The sequence below is a fragment of the Staphylococcus saccharolyticus genome (genome assembly GCF_900458815.1).
Classification (GTDB): domain Bacteria; phylum Bacillota; class Bacilli; order Staphylococcales; family Staphylococcaceae; genus Staphylococcus; species Staphylococcus saccharolyticus.
The window spans coordinates 2,303,792-2,324,816 of the sequence record NZ_UHDZ01000001.1 but is presented as its reverse complement, the minus strand read 5'-3'; the positions used below and the strand labels follow the sequence as shown (position 1 = coordinate 2,324,816).

Genomic DNA, 21,025 nt, shown 5'->3' with positions numbered 1-21,025 from the left:
GTACAAAATCCTTCCTTTTTTAAAATAATTAATTATAAATTAAATCTTTAAATAGAACGTTTAATCACTTGATTTGAGTGAATAAAGGCAATCATCGCAAAGACGAAGTAAACGATGGCGTAGGCAATCATTACTATAAATATTGGTGTCATTGTCACGTTTCCTAATAATTTCATAAATGCAAGTGCTGCAAATAGGGCATGTAATAATGCTACTAGAAGCGGTAATCCAAAATTGAATAATATTTTTATTAATAACCCTTTAGACATATCTGAAGTCGTAAATCCAATTCGACGTAATATTTTAAAGGTATCTATTTCATCTTCAGTCTCATCCATTTGTTTAATGTAAATAATACAGCCAGCTGCTATTAAGAATGCTAGTCCTAAGAATGACGTTACAAAGATAAGGATGCCATTGCTTTGGTCTATGAACTTTTTATATTCGTCTTTTGAAACAATATCTGGATTTATTTTTTGTGTAATGTGTTCAGCTTTTGTCATGTCTTTGTGATTTTTTAAATCATAACCATATGTCTTATTAACGATTTTATTTGTTTTTACAGATTGATATACGTCTGGACTGACTTCAATAATAGGTGCAGCAAATGACAATTGTGATGGATAAACTTTTGTATCATCTTTGTCTGTGACTGTAACGGTTTCTTTAGACTTTCCTTTGACGGTAATCTTATTATTTAAATGAATGTCCATGACGCCTGCCATTGATTTTGTATTCGTAATTTTAGCATCATGACCTTTTAAATTTTTATTGAGCATTAATGAAGTAACACTAGATAATCCAACGGAATCATTTTTCGTGGTTATCACTTGATCTTTAATGGTTTTAGGATTAATAACTTCAAAAGTTGATTTCTGGTATTTAATCTTTGCTTTATCTAATTGTTGTTGAAATTGCTTTGCAGGCTTATCTTTTGAGATATTAAAATCTTGTGGAGAGGTAGAGACCAAGCTATAGTCTGCATTTGCTTGGGTGATTGCTGCGAAACAAAGAATGCTTACAGTAAAAGCTGAAATTACAGCAATAACTGTTAGTGATATCGCACTTTTCTTCATTCTGTACATTATCGATGAGGTACAAACGACATCTGTAATATTTATCCGACCTTGTTTTAAACGTTTCATCGTTTTAAAAATCAGTGATACGGAGCTTCTAAAGAACAAGTAGGCACCTACGATTGTTAAGAATAAAATAATAAATGGTGAAATCATCGCAGTTGTTAATCCACTAAATACTCCAAACATTTCTGTAGACATATAATAACCGAAGACAATCATGCAAATTCCTAAAATACCCCCCACAACCTCAAAAGTGGTGAGACGTGTTTGAGTTGAATCAGTCTTATGGCTGTCTTTCATCATTTCTAAGATAGTACGTCTTTTTAAGAAGATAAAATTTTGAATCATTAGAAGTATGAATGCAATGACTAACATAACAATGGTAATCATTAATGTTTGAGGCTCAAAACCGATTGAGATATGTGCTGTTAGTTTCATCATTTTAGAAGCAATGATGAGTAAGAGTTGTGAACCAAATATACCTATCAGTACGCCTAAAATACCAGTTACAATAAAAATCACTAATTGTTCAATACCAAGCATTCGAAGTATGTTTTTTCTAGTCAAACCAATTAGCTGATAAAGCGCAAACTCTTTTGTTCGTCGTTTCACAAACAAATGATTAGCGTACATTAAAAATATGATAATAATTATAAATAAAATTGTTGAACCGATTGTGGCTCCATTTTTAATAATTTTCATAGATTCTGAGTTGTTTATACTATGTGAATACTTTAAAGTTGAAAAACTAAAGTAAAGTACAATACTTATAAGTAATGAAAATAGAAACATGCCATAGTGTTTAATGTTTTGTCTTAATTTTTTAAGGATAATTTGATTAAATGTCATGGCTGACACCACCTAATGCGGTTTGAAGTTTGATGATTTCTTGATAGAAATCTTGTTTTGAATCCTCTCCTTGATGAATTTCAGAATGAATACCTCCATCTTTTAACATGATGACTCTTTGGGCAAAGCTTGCAGCGGAAGGATCATGTGTCACCATAATAATTGTAGAATTAAATTGATTATTCATGTCTTCAAGACGATTGAGTAAGTCTTGCGCACTTTTAGAATCTAAAGCTCCAGTTGGTTCATCAGCAAAAATGATTGTCGGTTGATGAACGAAAGCACGTGCTGCAGCCGTACGTTGTTGTTGACCACCTGAAATTTCGCTAGGATATTTATTTCCTAGGTTATAAATACCAAGAGCTTCAGCAACTTCTTTATAGTTTTGTTCCGTCTCATATTTATGAAAATTTTGGACTGAAAGAGGAAGCATAATATTTTCTTTAACGGTTAATGTAAGCAAGACACTGTAATCTTGGAAGATAAAACCAAGACGCTTTTTACGAAATTTTGCGAGTTCTTTATTGCTTAATTGAGTTATTTCTTTACCTTCGACTTCAACAGATCCACTGGATATATCATCAATTGAACTTAGTACATTAAGTAAAGTAGTTTTACCCGAACCAGAAGGACCCATGATAGCAATAAATTCTCCCTTATCTACAGAGAAACTTACATCTTTTAAAGCTTGATATTTTTGTTTGTCTCCATAAACTTTTGATAATTGATTTACTTTTAAAATAGTCATCCTCTCACTCCTTGATTTGTTTATATTTCAATTGTAGAATGAGTCAACTGTAGGTGCCTTTATCTAAACTTACAATTAAGAGGTTCAAACTTACATGATTGAAAGATTTTTAAAATCAAGATATTAAAATGACTTATATTATAGTAAATAATTACTTTTTACGTTTGAATTGCATAATTATTTTATGCATTATAGTTGTAGATTTTCTTTTCAATAATTCTGTTTTATCTAAACATTAATATGAATTTAAAAATCATTTGTTATAATTTAGTGTAAGTTCCGGAAAACAAAAGGAACCATAGAAAGTCAGAAAACTGATAAATATGAGTATGAATACTATGAAGTTTTAAACAATGGTAATTCAGATTCTCCGAATGTAGAAATTAAGTACAAAGATAAGAAAGGTCATTCGCATTTAGAAAAAACAACTTTGGAACATGTATATGAACATATTTTAGATGATGGAAATAAAAAGCCTTATATTGTTAAAGATGGTAAAAAGATTCATGTGTACCGTCCACCTTATATGATATATGGCGACGATGATATAGAGGGTAAAGCAGTCTCGAAAGATGAAGTATCTAAATAAAAAGAGGTGAGAAGATGAAACAAATTGTATTTAAATTAAGTTGCTTCATGATGATTATCAGCGTAGCCTCTTTAAGCACATTATCGTCAGAATTGAATGCAGCAACATCTGGAGGTTCAAGTAGTAGCGCATCATCTTCAGCCAGAGGTTCAACATCTTCAAGTTCTTCAATGAGCCGTTCAAGTGCTGTTAATGCGTCGCGCAATGCTCAACAATCGAGTCAACGTGCAGCACAACAAGCAGCTAAATCAAGCAGTATGTCATCGAATAAGGTTGCATCAAAGTATCATCAATCGACACGCAATCAACAGTTTAAATCGAGATCAATGATGCCTTCAAAAAGACCTTATAGCTCAGGAACGTCTTATTCATCTCAGTTTGTAACCACTTCTTACTACAATAATTGGTTGTACTTTTATCTTTTCGCATCAATGTCACAAAGCCAACATGAAAAGAAAAATAACATCGATTATCAAATGAATATGTTAAAGCAACAGATGAAACCTCATGAAAAGTTATATACTATTACGGTTCAAACTAAGCATGGGAAACGGGTCGTTGTAGTATCTAAAAAACAATACGACCAGATTAAAACGGGTCAGCACATCAAAATAAAAAATGGAATTGTGTAATAATCAAGATAATCGAAGGATCAAAAATATCTATGATGACTATTTTGAAATTTGCATAATAGAAAAATAAAAACATTTAGCAAGGGAGCTTCAATCATGAAAAAAGAAATATTAGAATGGATTATTGCTATTGCAGTTGCGCTTATCATCGTAGGTTTAGTTCAAAAATTCTTATTTGCATCTTATACCGTTAAAGGGGAGTCTATGCATCCTACTTTTGAAGATAAAAATAGAGTCATAGTGAATCGTATATCAAAAACGCTTAATCACATTGAAAGTGGTGATGTAGTAATCTTTCATGCCACTAAAAGTGAAGATTATATTAAACGTTTGATTGGTAAGCCAGGAGATACAGTTCAATATAAAAAAGACCAACTTTATTTAAATAGTAAAAAGGTATCAGAACCATATTTAGATTACAATAAGAAGCACAAAGTAGGTAAATATTTGACTGAGAACTTCACTTCTAAAAAGTTAAAAGGTTCAAATGATAATATAAAAATTCCTAAAAATAAATATTTAGTATTAGGTGATAATCGAGAAAATAGTGTGGATAGTCGTTATGAAGAAGTGGGTCTCGTTGATAAAGATCAAATCGTAGGTAAGGTTACATTTAGATACTGGCCGTTTAATCAGTGGAAAGGTGGATTTAATTCGGGTACTTTTCCTAACTAAAAAGAAACCTCTTAGTTGTGTAGTCGTTCAAAAGAACTCTTACACACTAAGAGGTTTTTTAATAATTTATAACTAGCTAATTACTCGTCTTCTACGTTTTTACCAACAGCTTCCCATTTGATTGAAGTGGTAATGATTAATCCGACTAAAGGTACGATAGCTAAGATTAACATTGTATTTGTTAAACCTACCACAGCTAAAATAACAGGGAAAACGAAAGTACCTATGATGCTCCCTGTTCGACTTACAGCTTCAACGAATCCAGTAGCTTGTGAACGTAGGTCTGTTGGAAATGATAATGCGCCTATTGTTTTACCCTGCGTTCCTGGACCTCCTGAATGTCCGAATAAGAATAGTCCTATGAGAAATGTATTAATAATCATCGGTAAATTATGATAGAACAATCCAGTTAATACCATTGAAATTAATACAAGTGAGAAACCAATCATCGTTAGTTTTCGTGTTCCGACTTTATATGTCAATTGTGAGCTGATATAAGCCCCTATAATACCTGCGATATTGACAATTGCAGTACCTAATAATACTCCCATTTTATCTTTACTTATTATGTAAGTTGCAATTATTGGTATATATAAGCCAACGCCATAGTATTGCATACCTTGTAAAGTTGCAACTGCTGTCGCTAGAACAATTCTTTTCAAATAGCCAGGTTTGAATAATTGTGTCCACGATGGTTTAGGCCTGTCATTTTCTGTAAATGGATGATCAGTATCTTCTAATTCTAAATCAACGTGGTAGTTATTTCTTACAAATTCAGTAGCTTCTTCTAGACAATGATGATTAATCATCCAAGTCGGACTTTCATGTAAATATTTAATACGTAATATGTATAACACTAATGCAATTAATGAACCAAAGCCTACCGCAAAGCGCCATAAATGTTGACCAGTATCCATCATAAAGAATGCAATAACGACTAGTGCCGAAATGACAATGGCAACGTACCATACGACCTGCCAATAGTTAACGTTCCGACCTTTTTGCCATTTATTACTTATTTCTGCAATAAAAGTAAATGCAACTGGACTATCCATACCGATAGCAAATCCCATAATTAAACGACATATAAGTAAAACAACTAAATTTGGGGCAAGTGCTGCGCCAAGAGACGTCAGAGTGAGCAAGAGTAAAGCAATAGATAAAATACGCTTACGACCAAATTTGTGTGCTAGAGTACCACCTAATATCGCACCAAAGAGCGCACCGATAGGAAGAGACGTCATAACAACTGAAAGCATGGCTGGCGATAAATTGAACTGTTTAGTAAGTTGATCTGTCATTGTTCCAAGAATTGTGATATCGTACGCATCTAAGAAAATCGTTCCCAATATCATGAAAAGTAAAATTTTAGATGTGTGTTTCTGATCTGCATTATCAATAATTCTGAATAAATCTTTTTTTGATTTTACAATCTCCATATTATCATTCCCTTAAATTATTTTCTTCTTAAGCGTAATCTAATTGCATTAATTTAAAATGAATCTAAGTTTAAAATTTTATTAACATTAGTAACATAATTATATAAAATATGTGGATAACTATTTGGATAAATATTTAAAAAGCTAATAATAGTAGTTCTTTGAGAAATTTAAGAATTATCCACAAGTCTATATTAACATGTTGATAATTAACAGAATTGTTTGAAAATAACTGGTTAAAAGCTGTAGTTTAGATGCAGTATCTAAGGATTAAGAGAAGCGGATATACCTTACCAGTTTATATGAGTTGATTACCTAGGATTTATAGTTATTACTAAACATATTTTATCTTAATTAAATCTATTAAAGCCGTATATTAAGCTTTAATGATTATTAAACTGGAGGTTACTTCTAAATGGCAATCGTCTTTAGCATTATAACTATTTGAAGAGTTCCTAATAAATTAAAATTATATTTTTAATTTTTAAAACGCTTAGGTAAAAGACTCGACTTAGCTTATTCCTCATTAATCACACCTCACATAAGTATCTAAACTAAATATTCTTTCTCTTTATATAATTTTCATACATCATTTTAACCCAAATTATATAAAAAATATCAATAAACACAAAAACATAAAATTAAAATATTAGTAAAATCTAAAAAAGATATAAGTTTAAAAACGTTCCGAATATAAAACTAATTGACACTAATTAAATACTGCTAATAATAATTTTTATAAAATTTATTATATTGTGCTGCTTGTTAAATTATGGTTATTATATATTCGCATAAAAATGCGAATGCAATTTACAAGTAATTATTCATATAGTTTATTTGTAAATTATTTTATTTAATTTAACTGGAGGTCAAAGGATGAAAAAAAGAAGGCAAGGAACAACGAGTAAGCAGGTGGATTTGTTATCGAACAAATTAAACAAATACTCTATTAGGAAATTCACTGTAGGTACAGCCTCGATATTAGTGGGGGCAACAATGATGTTTGGCGTTGCAAACAATAACGCTAAAGCAGCAGTAGAAAATCAAGCAAAATCGACTACAAAAACAAATGAAAATGATATTAGAAATTCAAATCAGTCAAATGTGGATGATGTAACAACTACAGAAAATCTAACTAGAGCATCAGAATTACCTCAAACTGTAACTAATTAAAATTCAAATTCAGATTCAGATACAGCTACACAAGAACAAATGATAACGGAATCTGCTTCAGAAAAAAATATTTCAACACAAAATTTATCTACGAAGGAAAATACAACTTCTCAAACTACTGGAAAAGAAAGTAATACAAGTCAACTTTCAAATGAACAAGAAAAAGTGACTACAAAAAATACTATTTCAGAAAAAGACGATACGCCAACAACTCAAGAGCGTATGTCAGAACAATCAACGAATTCAACTCATCATCAATCACCATATACAGATGCTTTAAATGTGGATGTATCTGAGCAAAAAGCGACCAATAAAAAAACTGATGATGCATCAACCACGGGTGTTACAAATAGCAAAGTAGAAGTTAAAACTACAGATAGCTCTGCAAATCACTCAGTGGCAGATAAACAAAATTATATGAATCGTACCGTTAATAAATTAGGTGCTGATGCTAGTAATAAAAATGATGTAGGTAATAATATCGATGTAGAAAAATCTTTTCAAGGTACTATCAAAAATGCTGTCTTAACTGAGGCAATAAAAGAAGATTTAAATCATTCTGACTATGGTGCTGATACACCGTTGGCATTAAACTCAACAAGTTCAACAACATCTCGAGTGAGTAAAACTAGTCCACGTATGAAGTTAATGAGTTTAGCAGCTGAATCAGGTTCAGGAACTAACGTGAATGATAAAGTTACAATTACAAATCCTTCAATTTCACTTAAGAAGAGCAATTCTCACCCTAATAATGTTATATGGCCTACAAGTAATGAGCAATTTAACTTAAAAGCAAACTATTCATTAGATGATAGTATAAAAGAAGGAGATACTTTTACTATAAAATATGGAAAGTATATTCGACCAGGTGGTTTAGAATTTCCGGCAACTCATACCCAACTTCGTAGTGATGATGGTTCAATAGTAGCTAATGGTGTTTATGACAAATCTACGAATACTACTACTTACACTTTTACAAATTATGTAGATCAATATTCGAATATTATTGGTAGTTTTAATCTTATTGCTACATCGAAAAGAGAAACAGCTATAAAGGATAATCAAACATATCCTATGGAAGTCGATATTGCTAACACTACTGTAAATCAAGACTTTGTAGTAGATTATGGTAATAAAAAAGACAACACAACTACTGCAGCAGTGGCAAATGTGGATAATGTGAACAACAAGCATAACGAAATTGTATATTTAAATCAAAATAATCAAAATCCACAATATGCTAAATATTTCTCAACGGTTAAAAATGGCAAATTCTTACCAGGTGAAGTAAAAGTTTATGAAGTATTAGATACTAATGCGATGGTAGATAGCTTTAATCCTGATTTAAATAGCTCTGCTGTAAAAGATGTGACAAGCCAATTTACACCTAAATATAATGCTGATGGTACTAGAGTAGACATTAATTTTGCTGGTAATATGGCAAAGGGTAAGAAATATATTGTATCTCAAGCAGTTAGACCGACTAGTACAGGAAATGTTTATACTGAATATTGGTTAACGCGTGATGGTACTGAAAATACAAATAGTTTTTATCGTGCAACAAAATCAACATCAGTAAGTTACTTGAATGGTTCATCATCTGCTTCGGGAGATACACCTACATATAGTCTTGGAGATTATGTATGGTTAGATAAAAATGGAATTCAAGATAATGATGAAAAGGGTATCTCAGGTGTAAAAGTAACATTAAAAGATGGTAATGGAAATATCATTGGTGAAACAACTACTGATGAAAATGGTAAATATCAATTTGATAATTTAGATAGTGGAGACTACATTGTTCATTTCGAAACACCAGAAGGTTTAACTCAGACAACAACTAACTCAAGTGACGATGAGAAGGACACTGATGGTGAAGATGTTAATGTAACAATAACTGATCATAACGATTTCAGTATTGATAATGGATACTATGATGCGGATTCCGACAGTGGCTCTGACTCAGGCAATGACTCCGATTCAAATGAGAAATTACTTGATACTGGCGATAATGGATACAATAGCACATTAATTGGTTCATTGTTTGCAGTTATAGGGGCGTTATTATTAGGTAAACGTCGTAGAAAAGGTAATAAAGAAAAATAGTTTTACTATCTAACTCAATTGCAGTTTATCCAGGTCTTTATGACCTGGTTTTTAAATTTTATAAATAGTAAAAAATAATTATTGCTTTTGTTTTGAGAATTTTGATTATGTTAGCTTACAAATTAATGTGTGATTAAAAGGTAGTAATAATTACGGAAATCTGGAAAGAAGGAGAGATAAGAGAATATATATTAAAAATTGGTAAAGTAAGAAAAATGATAAAAGCTACCAAGCAGGGTATTTAATAATAATAAGGTTTATTAATATTCGTAAATATTCTTAATTATTGTATTTCATGATATTAGTAGGTGTGAAATATATACATAAATGTATCATTAATTTACAGAAAATTTAGTGAAAACAGGTGTGTGGAGGAGTTCAATATGTTAGGTTTACACAAATTAATGAACGATTAAAGTTAAAAATTTTAGAAGAACATGAAACAGATTAATTGTTTAAGTTAGTGGATGACAATCGTGACTATTTAAGTAAATTCTTGCCATTTGAATCATACACAACTGGGGTTGCTCACAGTAAGAAGTTTATTCAGGTGGCGTTATAACAATTTATTCGTGGTGATGGATTCCACTGTGGTATATGGTACGATCGTGAATTGATAGGAGTCATAGGTTTACATTATATAGATTTAACTAATAAAAAGACTTCAATTGGTTATTATCTAGCAGAGAACTTTCAAGGAAAGGGAATTATGACCCAATGTACTGACGCCCTCATTTATTATATTTATGAAGAGTTAGATATTAATAGAATTGAAATCAGAATGTCTACAAATAATGTTAGAAGTCGCACTATACTTGAACGCCTTGGATTCACTCAAGAAGGTATTCTTAGAAGTAATGAACGTATACAAGGTCAATTTTCTGACAGCTATGTATATAGTTTTGTTAAGAGCAGAGTACTATAAATAAATCAATTTTTTATCACTTTTTAGACTATTAATTTGATATATCCAATTTCACACATATGTTTCTAAGAATGCAGCTATTATACATAATGGTAATGCTAAAAAAATATATATTTTCAAAAAATTAGTAAACGTTGATTTAAATGATATATTTGATTTTTTATTTGTTCTAAAAATATTTGAAACTTTTCGAGTAATGGCGGGATTTAATTTATATAAAGCACTTGCTAAAAGACAATAAGCAAATATTTCAATAAATGGATGTGGCATTGAAGCAATGATAATAGGGATTCCTTTATCTAAATTAATACGTAAAATAAAGCCGAATAAAATACCTCGAGGTACAGAAGTAGGAATTAGAATTAAACAATATAAAAAAGGGATAAAAATTATGGATAAAAAAGCATTTGTGATGGTATTTTAAAGTCGTTATGCTGAACATATTGAAAAATTTTACTAAGACCATGTGCTTCTGAAATACTTTTAGGAATCTTATTTGAGATATGATTTAAATCGGTAAAAGTTGGTACAAAGATTGTTGCTAGGATAGTAGAAGTAATTAAGATAATTAGAGTGAAAATAAAAAACTTTAAAGCTCTCTTTAGATAGTTAGAATCATCAATTTTAAATAATAATAAAACTCCTTAATTGTGACTTAAAACATAAAGTAGTATTAAAACAATGCTACTCAATTTTTTCTCTTTGTCCTTTATCATCTCAGAAGGTACCGCGAAAATAAATGTCAAAATAAATAGTATTAGTGCTAGGTGAGGAATATTTTCTAGGAAATACCATCTTAAGTGCCAATCGAACATATCATTTGCGTAATGTATAAAGTACTTTGTAAATAATAAAGCTACGCACACGCTTGCTAAGGCATCTAATGTTTTTGTTAATAAGCTCATATAAACATCCCTTTTATTTATTATTATATTAATAAATATTAAACGTTGTTTGCAAATCTCTTTAAACAATTTTTAAAATTTAAATTAAATTTCTTAAGTAGTTGAAGTTAAAAAAATCCTCAATTTCCAATAGTCGAAAATTGAGGATTAATCTATATTAAAGTTTTTGTTTATTAAAAATCTTTATAGATAAAATAAAAGAGCTCATCAATGATATCAATCCAAATATGCCATAAATCATGTAACTTTGTGTGTTGCTAAGCATAGAAGCAAAAGAGTCACTATAATTATTAGTAAATATCATTGATGAGATATAAAACACGAAATAGATGATAATGACAGCAAAGGTTGTAGACATTACAATGACATTTGAGTTGTCAGAGCCAAATTTAAATGTGAGAGGGAACATTATTGAATATGTTCCAGCACTACCAATGCCCACACATAGCGATATAAATACCATGCTTAAACTTTGTGTGATAATGCCAACGCTTGGGACACCAACTACAATACCAATAATCAAACACATTATAAATATCATATAATAACTTTTAACGTAGTCAGCTCTTTTTACAGGTAGTGTGGATATATAATTCATACATCTTGAATCTTTTTCACGGTTAAAGTTATCTGTAATAGGACCAATTAAGAAGATAATAGCAAGAAAGCTATTCATCGTCGGATTTAAAAAGGAAAACACAATCGCAGCAATAATCCCTACAATTAAGTATATGAAAAATGACCTTTTTGCTGAATAAAATATACTAAGTATAAGTCCCTTCATTAGTAATCATCTCGCATGATTATTTTTGTAGCATCATCTAAACTGCGAATAGGTTTCGCCTCTAAAATGTCCTGATAATTACTTACTAAACTTATTTGTCTGTTTTTACGTTTGCGTGATGCAATAAGAAGTTCATTTGGAATATTAAATGCTTCTAGAGGTTGATCCACAATACCATAGTTGTTAAGTAATACATCTTTGTCTTCTTGTAAAATAATTTTTCCATCACGCATAAACAACAATTGAGTCGCAAGTTGTTCGATATCGTCAGATATATGTGAAGATATTAATATCGCACGGTCTTCACCGACGTAATCTTCAAGAATTTCCATGACTTGTTCACGCCCTGACGCATCCATGCCTGCTGTTGCTTCATCAAGAATGAGTAATTTCGAATCATGACTTAAAGCAATAGATAAAGCAGCTTTCATACGCATCTCTCTAGAGAAGGTCTTAATTTCATTTATTGATGGCAATTCAAATTCTTTAATTAATGAAAATAATGTTTGGCTATTCCAAGTTTCATAGATATGAGTAAATACTTTATCGATAGATTGAAGTGTCAATTTATTTGGGATGCGTAAATCGTCAAATACAACGCCGATGTGTTCTTTTATACTTGAAGTCACTATTAGTTACTTCTTCATCGAAAAATGTCATCGAACCAGAGTCTTTAAGTCTGTTTCCTACGAGTGTATTAATTAAAGTAGACTTACCGGAACCGTTCTTCCCTATTAAACCTACTACTTCCCCAGGTTTGATAGAGAAAGAAATGTCAGAAAGTCGAAATTCTGAGTTGTGATACGATGTGTTCAGATTATTAATTTCTAATATGTTCTCCATTGTTATCCCCTCTTTTCTTCAAAAATCATAGTTTGCTATTCATCTGATTTATAATATTTATTCACCTTTAATAAATAACCGATTATAGGTAAATAAGATGATTAAAATAATTAATGTTACAGTTTGATTCACGTCTGATAATATTGAGAATGCACCAATAAGTATAATATTTATTAATAATAGGGCTGTATTGTTTTGGTTCACTTTATACATTGAAACAAGTGTGATGCGACGTTCGCCTTCATCCATTGTTTTAAATATTTTTTCTGTATAGTGTTTCTCTCCTATCTTAGGATATCTAGAATCGAATTTTCTATGAAATAAAACGATCATTATAGAAGATACAATAGCTATAACGAAAGGTAAGAATATCAAACCAATATACTTTTCTGATGCGTTTTCCTTTACTGGTATTAAACTGATTAATAATTGAGTGATATAGATATATCGTACTTTCATTACTTTTAAATTAGATTTACTTTTATAAGTCCTCCTCCTCTATGATAAAAACGTCTTCTACTGCCTCATTAAAAATTCTAGCGATTTTGACAGCGGTTAAAATCGAAGGAGTAAAATCATTTCGTTCAATTAAGGATACCGTTTGTCGTGAAATCTTTGCCTTTTGAGCAAGTTGTGTTTGGTTGTAACCATCGCGTGAGCGTAATTCTTTAAGTCGATTTCGCAAGTTTTATCAGCCCCTTACATCTATAACATATACGACTTTTATCATTTTGACAATTATATTAGTCAAAATGACGTATATTATTGTCTTTAGAAAAATTATTACAAATTTTAGCAAATTTGAAACCTATCTAATTTGAGTGAGTTATAAAAAGAAGTTACTTTTAATATATAAACTAGACTAAATCTATTAAAATTTTGCTTAAATTTAAACAAATGTATTTTGCAAACGAACTAATTTTGGTAATATATAGCTATTGTTGTGAAATTCAGGAGGTATAGGTATTGAGTTTTTATCACTTTATGGAAAAATATGAGGGTGAAAAAAGTCATTTCGGTGATTTGTTTGAGGGTATGAAGGATATTAATTTTCCTGAAAATATAACATCTCCAAGAGATATTATGGAAAAATTTCAACATTGGCTACAAGAACCAAGTTTACACGATACCATTCAAGATGCGATTAAACAGTATCAAGATCAGTAAATGACTTTATTAAAAAATAGCATTAATAGTCATATTATCGCTCAGGGTTTTAAAATATGAATAATTAAATACATATGCGCAGATATCATTAACTTTCAGGGAAGAATTGCAAATGATACATTTATACATTATTTGAGAAAAGCAGAATTTATAATTTGGTACAATTGTCCAAGATTAAAATAAGCAATGTCAACAAATAAAAAGGAAAGTAAGTATTCATCGCAAGATTCACATAAATCATTTAAAAAGGTTATCTTCGTAGATGTAAAAGTAAAGTATATGAGGAAATTATATTAAGAAATTAAGTAATAAGTCTATCGGGCAGTCAAACCTAATGCTTGATTATTTATACTTATGGCTTTCTTTTATAGTTTCCTATTTCTTATTTTACAATTTAAATGTGTGATAAGTATATTTGTCAGATTATTATAATGAAGATGATGTAAGCCAATATTCTTAAGTTTCTCTTTAGAAAAATATACGTATGATGAGAATGGAAAAATTTTAGAGGATTTTGTACTATAGTTTGTAATGAGTAAGATAATGTAGCAGAACTTAATACTCATATATTAATAATGAAGGTTAGAGAGAGATTCTTAGATATTGAATAAATACTGTTTTAGATAATTTTATAGATTAAGATAATTTGGTTCTACCCTCATTTTCAAAAAATTTCAAAATAAGGAGATGAAAAGGCATGTCACGAGTAGTATTAGCTGAAGCATATCGCACACCTATTGGCGATTTTGGCGGTGTCTTTAAAGATATACCTGCATATGAATTAGGATCGACTGTAATTCGCCAAATTTTAAAAAATAGTCAAATTGATTCTAATGAAGTCAATGAAGTTATTTTAGGTAATGTTTTACAAGCAGGACAAGGACAAAATCCTGCTCGAATCGCTTCTATTAAAGGTGGATTATCTGAAACTACGCCTTCATTTACTGTCAATAAAGTATGTGGATCCGGATTAAAAGCAATTCAACTTGCTTACCAATCAATTAAAGCAGGTGATAATGATATAGTGATTGCTGGGGGCATGGAGAGTATGTCTCAGTCGCCGATGTTACTTAAAAATAGTCGTTTCGGTTTTAAAATGGGAAATCAGACATTAGAAGATAGCATGGTAGCAGATGGACTTACTGATCAATTTAATGATTATCACATGGGTATCACTGCCGAAAATTTAGCGGAAAAATATGATATAAGCCGTGAAGAACAAGATCAATTTGCAGCACATTCTCAATATAAAGCAGAACAAGCACAACTTGCTGGTGCGTTTGATGCAGAAATAGTACCTGTTGAAGTACCACAAAGAAAAGGAGATCCTTTAATCGTATCGCGTGATGAAGGAATTCGTCCGGGAACGACTGCTGAAAAGTTAAGTCATTTACGTCCAGCATTTAAAAAAGATGGATCAGTAACAGCAGGTAACGCATCAGGTATTAATGATGGTGCTGCTGCAATGTTAGTGATGACAGAAGAGAAAGCGAAAGCGCTTGGGATTAAACCTATTGCGACTTTAGACGGCTTTGGTACGAGTGGTGTAGACCCTTCTATTATGGGCATTGGACCAGTGGAAGCAATTCGTCAGGCCTTGCATCGTATACACAACTCTTTAAATGATATTGATATTTTCGAATTGAATGAGGCTTTTGCAGCACAATCATTGGCTGTAAATCGTGAACTACAATTGCCTCAAGATAAGGTTAATGTTAAAGGTGGAGCGATTGCACTAGGTCATCCAATTGGAGCATCTGGTGCGCGTATTCTTGTAACTTTAATACATCAATTAAGTGAAACTAAGCAAACGGGTGTTGCTTCATTGTGTATTGGTGGTGGCCAAGGCATTGCTACTGTTGTATCTCAATACAAATAGTTAATGTATAAATAGGTTAGGCTGCTGTCTGTCTAATATTCATATTTTGAGCATTAATGATATTAAAAAAGCTATAAATGATGTCTAACTTTTGAGACGTCACTTATAGCTTTTTACATAAATAGGAAAGTTTAATAATTATTGAATTGAAATGTAGCTAAATGGCTCTATCCATTACTACAATTATAGTTTAAATCACAGGCGAGTGATTACTTAGATAATTGGTTACAATTGATTAAGGTTTCATGGCAAATGCACGTACTGGAAATCCTGGCGCATCTTTAGGTTTAGGACTGATAGCATAGATAATTGCACCTCTTGTAGGCAATTGGTCTAAGTTTATGAGTAATTCAACTTGAAATGTATCTTGCCCCAATACATACCTTTCTCCTACAATATCACCATTTTTAGCAGTATCAATAGAAGCATCAGTATCAAAGGTTTCATGGCCGATAGATTTTACACCACGTTCTTCGATAAGAAATTTCAATGCATCTAGACCCCACCCAGGTAAATGCTGATTGCCTTCGGCGTCCTTATTTTTAAATTTTTCTATATCTGGCCAACGTTTTGACCAATCAGTACGTAATACGACAAAAGTACCTGCTTCGATGTGACCGTGTTGTTGTTCCCTATCTTCTAAATGCTGACGTGTAGATGAAGTCAGGATTTTCAGCTACTTCTTTAGAATAATCTACCTTTTGAAAAGGTGTGATAATGTACAGACCATTAAAGTATTCATGCACTGTGTCAATTAATTCTTTAGAAAGTCTTAAACTAAGTTCTTTTGTTTTTTCTTTATCATCTTTAACAGCTTTGAATTGATTTAATACATCTTCTGACATTTTGATGCCTGGCACTTCATTATGTAAAAAAGTGCATTGTTATAACTTGCAATAGGCATAATACCAATGAAGAAAGGTGTGTTTAAATGTTTTGTTTCTTCATAAACTTGTATAATTTTTTCTTTACTGTATACGGGCTGTGTAATGAAATAGCTCATGCCACTAGCGACCTTTTTCTCTAGTCGTTTAACGGCTCCGTCAAGTTTACGTACATTAGGATCAAACGCACCAGCGATGTTGAAGTTTGTGTGTTTCTTCAGCGCATCACCATCTGTGTTAATACCTTGATTAAATCGTAAGGCAAGTTCTGTGAGACCTTTTGAGTTCACATCATAAACGTTGGTTGCTCCAGGCAAATGCCCAACCTTTGAAGGATCACCTGTGATGGCTAATATTTCATTGACTCCTATGAGTGATAATCCTAAAAGATGAGACTGTAAACCGACTAAATTACGATCTCGACAAGTGACATGTACAAGTGGCTCGATGTCATACCGTTGTTTAATTAAACTTGTAGCGGCGATATTACTTACTCTTACAGTAGCTAATGAATTATCTGCTAGTGTTACGGCATCGATACCTGATTCATCTAATTTGCCAACATTATCGAAAATTGTATCAGTATCTAAGTGCTTGGGTGTATCAAGTTCGACTATGACTGTTGGACCGTTCTTTACTTTGGTTGTGAGATTTTGTTTAAGTATACGAGTTTGCTTATGTGTAGCAGTTTTAGTAATGGGAATAACTTTTTTATCTTTAACAGGTTTCACATCCTGTACAGCAGATTTAATGTAGAGAATATGTTCAGGCGTTGTACCGCAACATCCGCTAATCAGTCTCACGCCTTCATTGATTAATTCTTGAGCGATATCTCCGAAATATTGCGCATTGTCACTATATTTTAATTCACTATTTTCAATGTCTAAAAGACTCGCATTTGGATAACAGGACAAATATGCTTGTTTAGGAAGTTCTATATGTGAAAATGAACGTTGCATATGATGTGGACCATGGTGACAGTTGAGTCCAACTATATTAGCGCCACATTCAACAAGAAGCTGTAATGCTTCATTTATTTCAGTACCATCAACTAAGTAATTCGTCTAAGTCATAATATGTTTCAAATAGAAGGGCATTTACACCTTCATCGATGAGTGTGTCGATTTGAAGTTCAGTATGATATTGAATCGTAGAAAACGTAATATCTTCTTGCTTTACACCCCTGAAACCACCTACAGTACCTAAGATAAAGGTATCTTTATGTGCAGCACGTTTGGCAATTTTCACTGCAGCTTTGTGAATTTCTTTTACCTTGTGTTCAAGTCCAAAAGCTTTTAACTTTTCAAAATTAGCTCTATACGTATTGGTTTGAATAACATCAGTGCCAGCATCTATATAAGAGCGGTGAATGCGTTCAACTTTATCTGGATGAGTGAGATTGTAAGCTTCAGGACATGTATCAAGTCCTTCAGAATAAAATATAGTTCCGATAGCGCCGTCAGCTACCAAAATGTTGTTCTGTAATTGGTTTAGAAATTGACTCATTGAAAGCCTCCTTTAAAGCATAGTTAAAATCTGCGATGAGTTCTTCTAGATCCTCAAGACCTACACTTAAACGGAATAATCCGAAAGTTATACCACGTGCATCTCTCACATTTTCTGGGACAGCTGCGTGAGACATTGTGGCAGGATGTGAGAGAATAGTTTCTACACCGCCAAGACTTACTGATACGAGAGGCAAAGTTAGGAAGTCAACGAAAGCTTGAGCTTTGGATTCATATTTTAATCTGAAACCTATGACAAAGCCTCCTGTAGAAGCTTGTCTTATATGCGTTGAGTTATTTCCTGGATAATATACTTCAGAGATTTCTTCACGCTGATTTAAGAATTCTACTAAACGTTCAGCATTACTGATAGATTGTTTAAAGCGTGCAGGTAATGTCTTAAGATGCTTTGCTAGTGCCCAGCTATCATGTGCTGAGAGAGCTGTACCTGTACCGTTTTGTAGTAAGTATAATGTATCGGCTATTTTTTTATCATTGGTAATGGCTACCCCTGCAATCACATCACTATGACCACCTAAAAACTTAATAGCACTGCGAACGACAATATCAGCACCTAATGCTAATGGTGATTGACCAAGAGGTGTCATGAATGTGTTATCGACGGCTAAGAGTAAATGATTTTGCTTTGCAACTCTAGCTACCGCACGAATATCAGTAATTTTAAAAAGTGGATTTGAAGGCGTCTATATATAGATAAGCTTAGTATTATGCTGTATAGCATTTTCAATTTCTTTGATTTGTGTAGCATCGACTGTAGTAAACTGAATATTAAATCGATTCAGTATTTGTTCAGTTAATCGAAAAGTCCCTCCATACACATCATCAGGTAAAATGACATGGTCATCTGATTTCAAAGTAAATAACACAGCTGAGATTGCTGCGATACCAGAGGCATAAGCAAATGCGTATGTGCCTCCTTCTAAACGTGCAAGTTTTTCTTCTAGCAATGTGCGATTTGGATTTCCACTTCTTGCGTAATCATATTCTGTTTCGCCACCAAGCACGTTTTGATGAAATGTGGATGAATCATAAAGTGGTGGATTGGCTGAGTTGTAGTCAATGCCTCTACGTGAATCAAATATAACTTCTGTGTTTTTAGTTAAACTCATGAAATCACTCCTACTTTAGAATTCTCTAATGTTTGAATAATGTCTGTTTCGATATCTCTATAATCTTCAATTCCAACAGATAATCTGATGAGATATTCATCGATGCCACGTTTGTCTTTTTCTGCATCTGGCATATCAACATGAGTTTGTGTATATGGAAATGTGATGAATGTTTCCGTTTCACCTAAGCTCTCTGCAAATATACAAATATCTAAATTTTCTAAAAATTTAGCAACGCTAAAAGTCTTATTTAATCTTAAACTTAGCATTCCAGTACGACCGGTGTATAAAACTTCATCAATGGATTCTGATTGACGACATCGCTGTGCAAGCTTTTGAGCATTGTCTTGAGAGCGTTCTATGCGTAAATGCAACGTTTTTAGACCTCTCTGTAAGAGGTAACTATCCAATGGTGATAGGGTAGCGCCAATCATGTTATGAAATTGTAATAGTTGTTCAGCTAATCTTTCATCTTTGACCGTTACTACATCTGCTAACACATCATTATGGCCGCCTATATACTTTGTCGCTGGAATGAAGAACAATATCTGCACCTTCTTCAAGTGGTGTTGAAAGATAAGGTGTTAGGAAAGTGTTATCTATAATTGTTAGTAAATGATGTTTCTTACTTAGTACGTAATAAGGTTCTATATCAATTTCAATCATTTGCGCATTTGAAATGGGTTCTATAAATAATGCCTTTGTTTGTGGTGTGATAGTCTTTTCTACTTCTTCGTAATCTAAAAAGTCTACATATATAAATTTCACGCCATATTGTTGTTCATAAAAATCGAATAATCTAAAAGTCCCACCGTATAAATCAAATGCAACAAGAATTTCATCACCTGGTTTGAATAAATTGCAAATCAGTTGTATGGCAGCCATTCCGCTAGATGTAGCAAAAGATGCAACACCTTTTTCAAGTTTTGCAAAGGCCTCTTCAAATGTTGAACGTGTAGGATTCTTTGTTCTTGTATAATCATATCCTGTTGACTGACCTAGATGAGGATGTTGGCATGCAGTAGATAAATAAATGGGATTGGCGATAGCACCAGTGTGATCTTGAGTTAAAGCAATTTGAGCTAAATCTGTATCCTTCATTTCTAGACCCTCCTAATTAAAAATAAAAAAGCTTTCGTCCTTTACATTCGATTCACTCGGGTTTAAAGGATGAAAGCTTCAACTTCGCGGTACCACCTTTGTTTGTCACTTTATTGCTAAAGTAACCTCTATCAGTACGCCACAATGTTAATGTGAACTGAAAATTTTAAAACTCTATCGTTATTAGTATTGAGTAACTAAAAAACTCATTTAATCTGTAGTGAATAAATGAGTATTAACGATAAAATGTGGCTTGTACCATTTCCCAGTACGCCATTTAACATCAATGTTAATACTGTATCGCTATAACGGGCGAACCCGTTGATACCTCATATTGGCATCAACACTCCAAGGCCATTTTCAAACTTTCTTTCAATGCCTTCTCTCAGCTAGTGAAGACTCTCTGTATTAGCAGTGTAAGTTCTACTTTCCTTTTTACGGTGTGTAAAATGTCTTGTTTTGTAATTGTTAATACATAGGTTACATAGTTTAAAAAGATTTGTCAATAATTTTTCTGAAAATTTTGATTTAACAATCAATTTTAAAAGGTATGACAGTTCGACTTGAATAATTTAAGTTGAAAATTTTTTTAAAATAAATGAATTTATAAAT

At 32.0% G+C, this 21,025-nt stretch carries 12 protein-coding genes, 8 pseudogenes and 1 other annotated feature; of the genes and pseudogenes, 7 read left to right on the top strand and 13 right to left on the bottom strand.

Going from position 1 to position 21,025, the window contains the following annotated elements:
• Positions 1–47 precede the first annotated feature (47 nt).
• Both DYE57_RS11470 and DYE57_RS11465 read right to left on the bottom strand, forming a co-directional pair.
• Complete coding sequence (locus DYE57_RS11470; RefSeq protein ID WP_115314081.1) at positions 48–1,928, bottom strand: ABC transporter permease; 1,881 nt, start codon at positions 1,926–1,928, stop codon at positions 48–50.
• Complete coding sequence (locus tag DYE57_RS11465) at positions 1,918–2,676, bottom strand: ABC transporter ATP-binding protein (protein WP_115314080.1); 759 nt, start codon at positions 2,674–2,676, stop codon at positions 1,918–1,920. The genes DYE57_RS11470 and DYE57_RS11465 overlap by 11 nt, the downstream gene beginning before the upstream one ends.
• Positions 2,677–2,954: 278 nt before the next feature.
• Between DYE57_RS11465 and DYE57_RS11460 the strand changes: the two are divergent.
• The 3 genes and pseudogenes from DYE57_RS11460 to lepB form a co-directional block, all read left to right on the top strand.
• Positions 2,955–3,265 (top strand): annotated as a pseudogene (locus tag DYE57_RS11460) (hypothetical protein); the annotation flags it as partial.
• A gap of 14 nt (positions 3,266–3,279) precedes the next feature.
• Positions 3,280–3,897 (top strand): proteophosphoglycan 5, encoded by a 618-nt coding sequence (locus DYE57_RS11455; protein WP_115314079.1) that lies wholly within the window; start codon positions 3,280–3,282, stop codon positions 3,895–3,897.
• Between the two features lie 96 nt (positions 3,898–3,993).
• On the top strand, positions 3,994–4,572 hold the full coding sequence (lepB, locus tag DYE57_RS11450) for a signal peptidase I (RefSeq protein WP_115314078.1): 579 nt from the start codon (positions 3,994–3,996) through the stop codon (positions 4,570–4,572).
• 80 nt (positions 4,573–4,652) lie between these two features.
• Here the strand turns inward: lepB and DYE57_RS11445 are convergent, their stop codons facing one another.
• Positions 4,653–6,011, bottom strand: a complete 1,359-nt coding sequence (locus tag DYE57_RS11445; RefSeq protein WP_115314077.1) for an MFS transporter — start codon at positions 6,009–6,011, stop codon at positions 4,653–4,655.
• Positions 6,012–6,917: 906 nt separating this feature from the next.
• On the opposite strand from DYE57_RS11445, the pseudogene DYE57_RS11435 reads away from it, so the two are divergent.
• Both DYE57_RS11435 and DYE57_RS11430 read left to right on the top strand, forming a co-directional pair.
• A pseudogene (locus DYE57_RS11435) lies at positions 6,918–9,290 on the top strand (SdrD B-like domain-containing protein); the annotation flags it as partial.
• Between the two features lie 364 nt (positions 9,291–9,654).
• Positions 9,655–10,215, top strand: a pseudogene (locus tag DYE57_RS11430) (GNAT family N-acetyltransferase).
• A 51-nt stretch (positions 10,216–10,266) separates the two neighbouring features.
• Here DYE57_RS11430 and DYE57_RS12555 read toward each other — a convergent pair.
• From DYE57_RS12555 to DYE57_RS11400, 6 genes and pseudogenes are all read right to left on the bottom strand, one after another.
• A complete protein-coding gene (locus DYE57_RS12555; RefSeq protein ID WP_232619768.1) occupies positions 10,267–10,572 on the bottom strand; it encodes a stage II sporulation protein M in 306 nt (101 codons plus the stop codon).
• 287 nt (positions 10,573–10,859) lie between these two features.
• Positions 10,860–11,120, bottom strand: coding sequence for an epilancin biosynthesis-related protein ElxI1 (gene elxI1 / locus DYE57_RS11420; protein WP_115314074.1), 261 nt, complete (start codon positions 11,118–11,120; stop codon positions 10,860–10,862).
• A 157-nt stretch (positions 11,121–11,277) separates the two neighbouring features.
• Positions 11,278–11,904, bottom strand: a complete 627-nt coding sequence (locus DYE57_RS11415; protein ID WP_115314073.1) for an ABC-2 transporter permease — start codon at positions 11,902–11,904, stop codon at positions 11,278–11,280.
• Positions 11,904–12,681: pseudogene (locus tag DYE57_RS11410) on the bottom strand (ATP-binding cassette domain-containing protein); the annotation flags it as partial. The pseudogene DYE57_RS11410 and the gene DYE57_RS11415, both read right to left, overlap by 1 nt.
• A 123-nt stretch (positions 12,682–12,804) precedes the next feature.
• Positions 12,805–13,206, bottom strand: a complete 402-nt coding sequence (locus tag DYE57_RS11405; RefSeq protein WP_115314072.1) for a DUF3169 family protein — start codon at positions 13,204–13,206, stop codon at positions 12,805–12,807.
• A gap of 22 nt (positions 13,207–13,228) precedes the next feature.
• Entirely contained in the window at positions 13,229–13,432 is a 204-nt protein-coding gene (locus DYE57_RS11400) for a helix-turn-helix transcriptional regulator (RefSeq protein ID WP_115314071.1), read from the bottom strand.
• Between the two features lie 281 nt (positions 13,433–13,713).
• Here DYE57_RS11400 and DYE57_RS11395 point away from each other — a divergent pair, with 281 nt between their 5' ends.
• Both DYE57_RS11395 and DYE57_RS11390 read left to right on the top strand, forming a co-directional pair.
• Positions 13,714–13,914 carry a YozE family protein gene (locus DYE57_RS11395; RefSeq protein ID WP_115314070.1) on the top strand — a complete coding sequence of 67 codons (201 nt, stop codon included), beginning with the start codon at positions 13,714–13,716 and terminating at the stop codon, positions 13,912–13,914.
• A 697-nt stretch (positions 13,915–14,611) separates the two neighbouring features.
• A complete protein-coding gene (locus tag DYE57_RS11390) occupies positions 14,612–15,793 on the top strand; it encodes an acetyl-CoA C-acetyltransferase (protein WP_115314069.1) in 1,182 nt (393 codons plus the stop codon).
• Between the two features lie 235 nt (positions 15,794–16,028).
• Here DYE57_RS11390 and DYE57_RS11385 read toward each other — a convergent pair.
• The 4 pseudogenes from DYE57_RS11385 to DYE57_RS11370 all read right to left on the bottom strand — a co-directional run.
• Positions 16,029–16,488: pseudogene (locus DYE57_RS11385) on the bottom strand (cyclase family protein); the annotation flags it as partial.
• A pseudogene (locus tag DYE57_RS11380) lies at positions 16,468–18,183 on the bottom strand (bifunctional homocysteine S-methyltransferase/methylenetetrahydrofolate reductase); the annotation flags it as partial. The pseudogenes DYE57_RS11380 and DYE57_RS11385, both read right to left, overlap by 21 nt.
• Positions 18,137–19,312: pseudogene (gene metC, locus DYE57_RS11375) on the bottom strand (cystathionine beta-lyase MetC). The pseudogenes metC and DYE57_RS11380, both read right to left, overlap by 47 nt.
• Positions 19,309–20,413, bottom strand: a pseudogene (locus tag DYE57_RS11370) (PLP-dependent transferase). Before DYE57_RS11370 ends, metC begins: the two co-directional pseudogenes overlap by 4 nt.
• Before the next feature lie 62 nt (positions 20,414–20,475).
• Positions 20,476–20,861: a binding site (T-box leader), on the bottom strand.
• Positions 20,862–21,025: the final 164 nt, after the last annotated feature.

Excerpts from the sequence above, each read along its gene's own strand:
- DYE57_RS11470 (WP_115314081.1), bottom strand. The coding sequence starts at position 1,928 with ATGACATTTAATCAAATTATCCTTAAAAAATTAAGACAAAACATTAAA.
- DYE57_RS11465 (WP_115314080.1), bottom strand. The coding sequence starts at position 2,676 with ATGACTATTTTAAAAGTAAATCAATTATCAAAAGTTTATGGAGACAAA.
- DYE57_RS11455 (WP_115314079.1), top strand. The coding sequence starts at position 3,280 with ATGAAACAAATTGTATTTAAATTAAGTTGCTTCATGATGATTATCAGC.
- lepB (WP_115314078.1), top strand. The coding sequence starts at position 3,994 with ATGAAAAAAGAAATATTAGAATGGATTATTGCTATTGCAGTTGCGCTT.
- DYE57_RS11445 (WP_115314077.1), bottom strand. The coding sequence starts at position 6,011 with ATGGAGATTGTAAAATCAAAAAAAGATTTATTCAGAATTATTGATAAT.
- elxI1 (WP_115314074.1), bottom strand. The coding sequence starts at position 11,120 with ATGAGCTTATTAACAAAAACATTAGATGCCTTAGCAAGCGTGTGCGTA.
- DYE57_RS11415 (WP_115314073.1), bottom strand. The coding sequence starts at position 11,904 with ATGAAGGGACTTATACTTAGTATATTTTATTCAGCAAAAAGGTCATTT.
- DYE57_RS11405 (WP_115314072.1), bottom strand. The coding sequence starts at position 13,206 with ATGAAAGTACGATATATCTATATCACTCAATTATTAATCAGTTTAATA.
- DYE57_RS11390 (WP_115314069.1), top strand. The coding sequence starts at position 14,612 with ATGTCACGAGTAGTATTAGCTGAAGCATATCGCACACCTATTGGCGAT.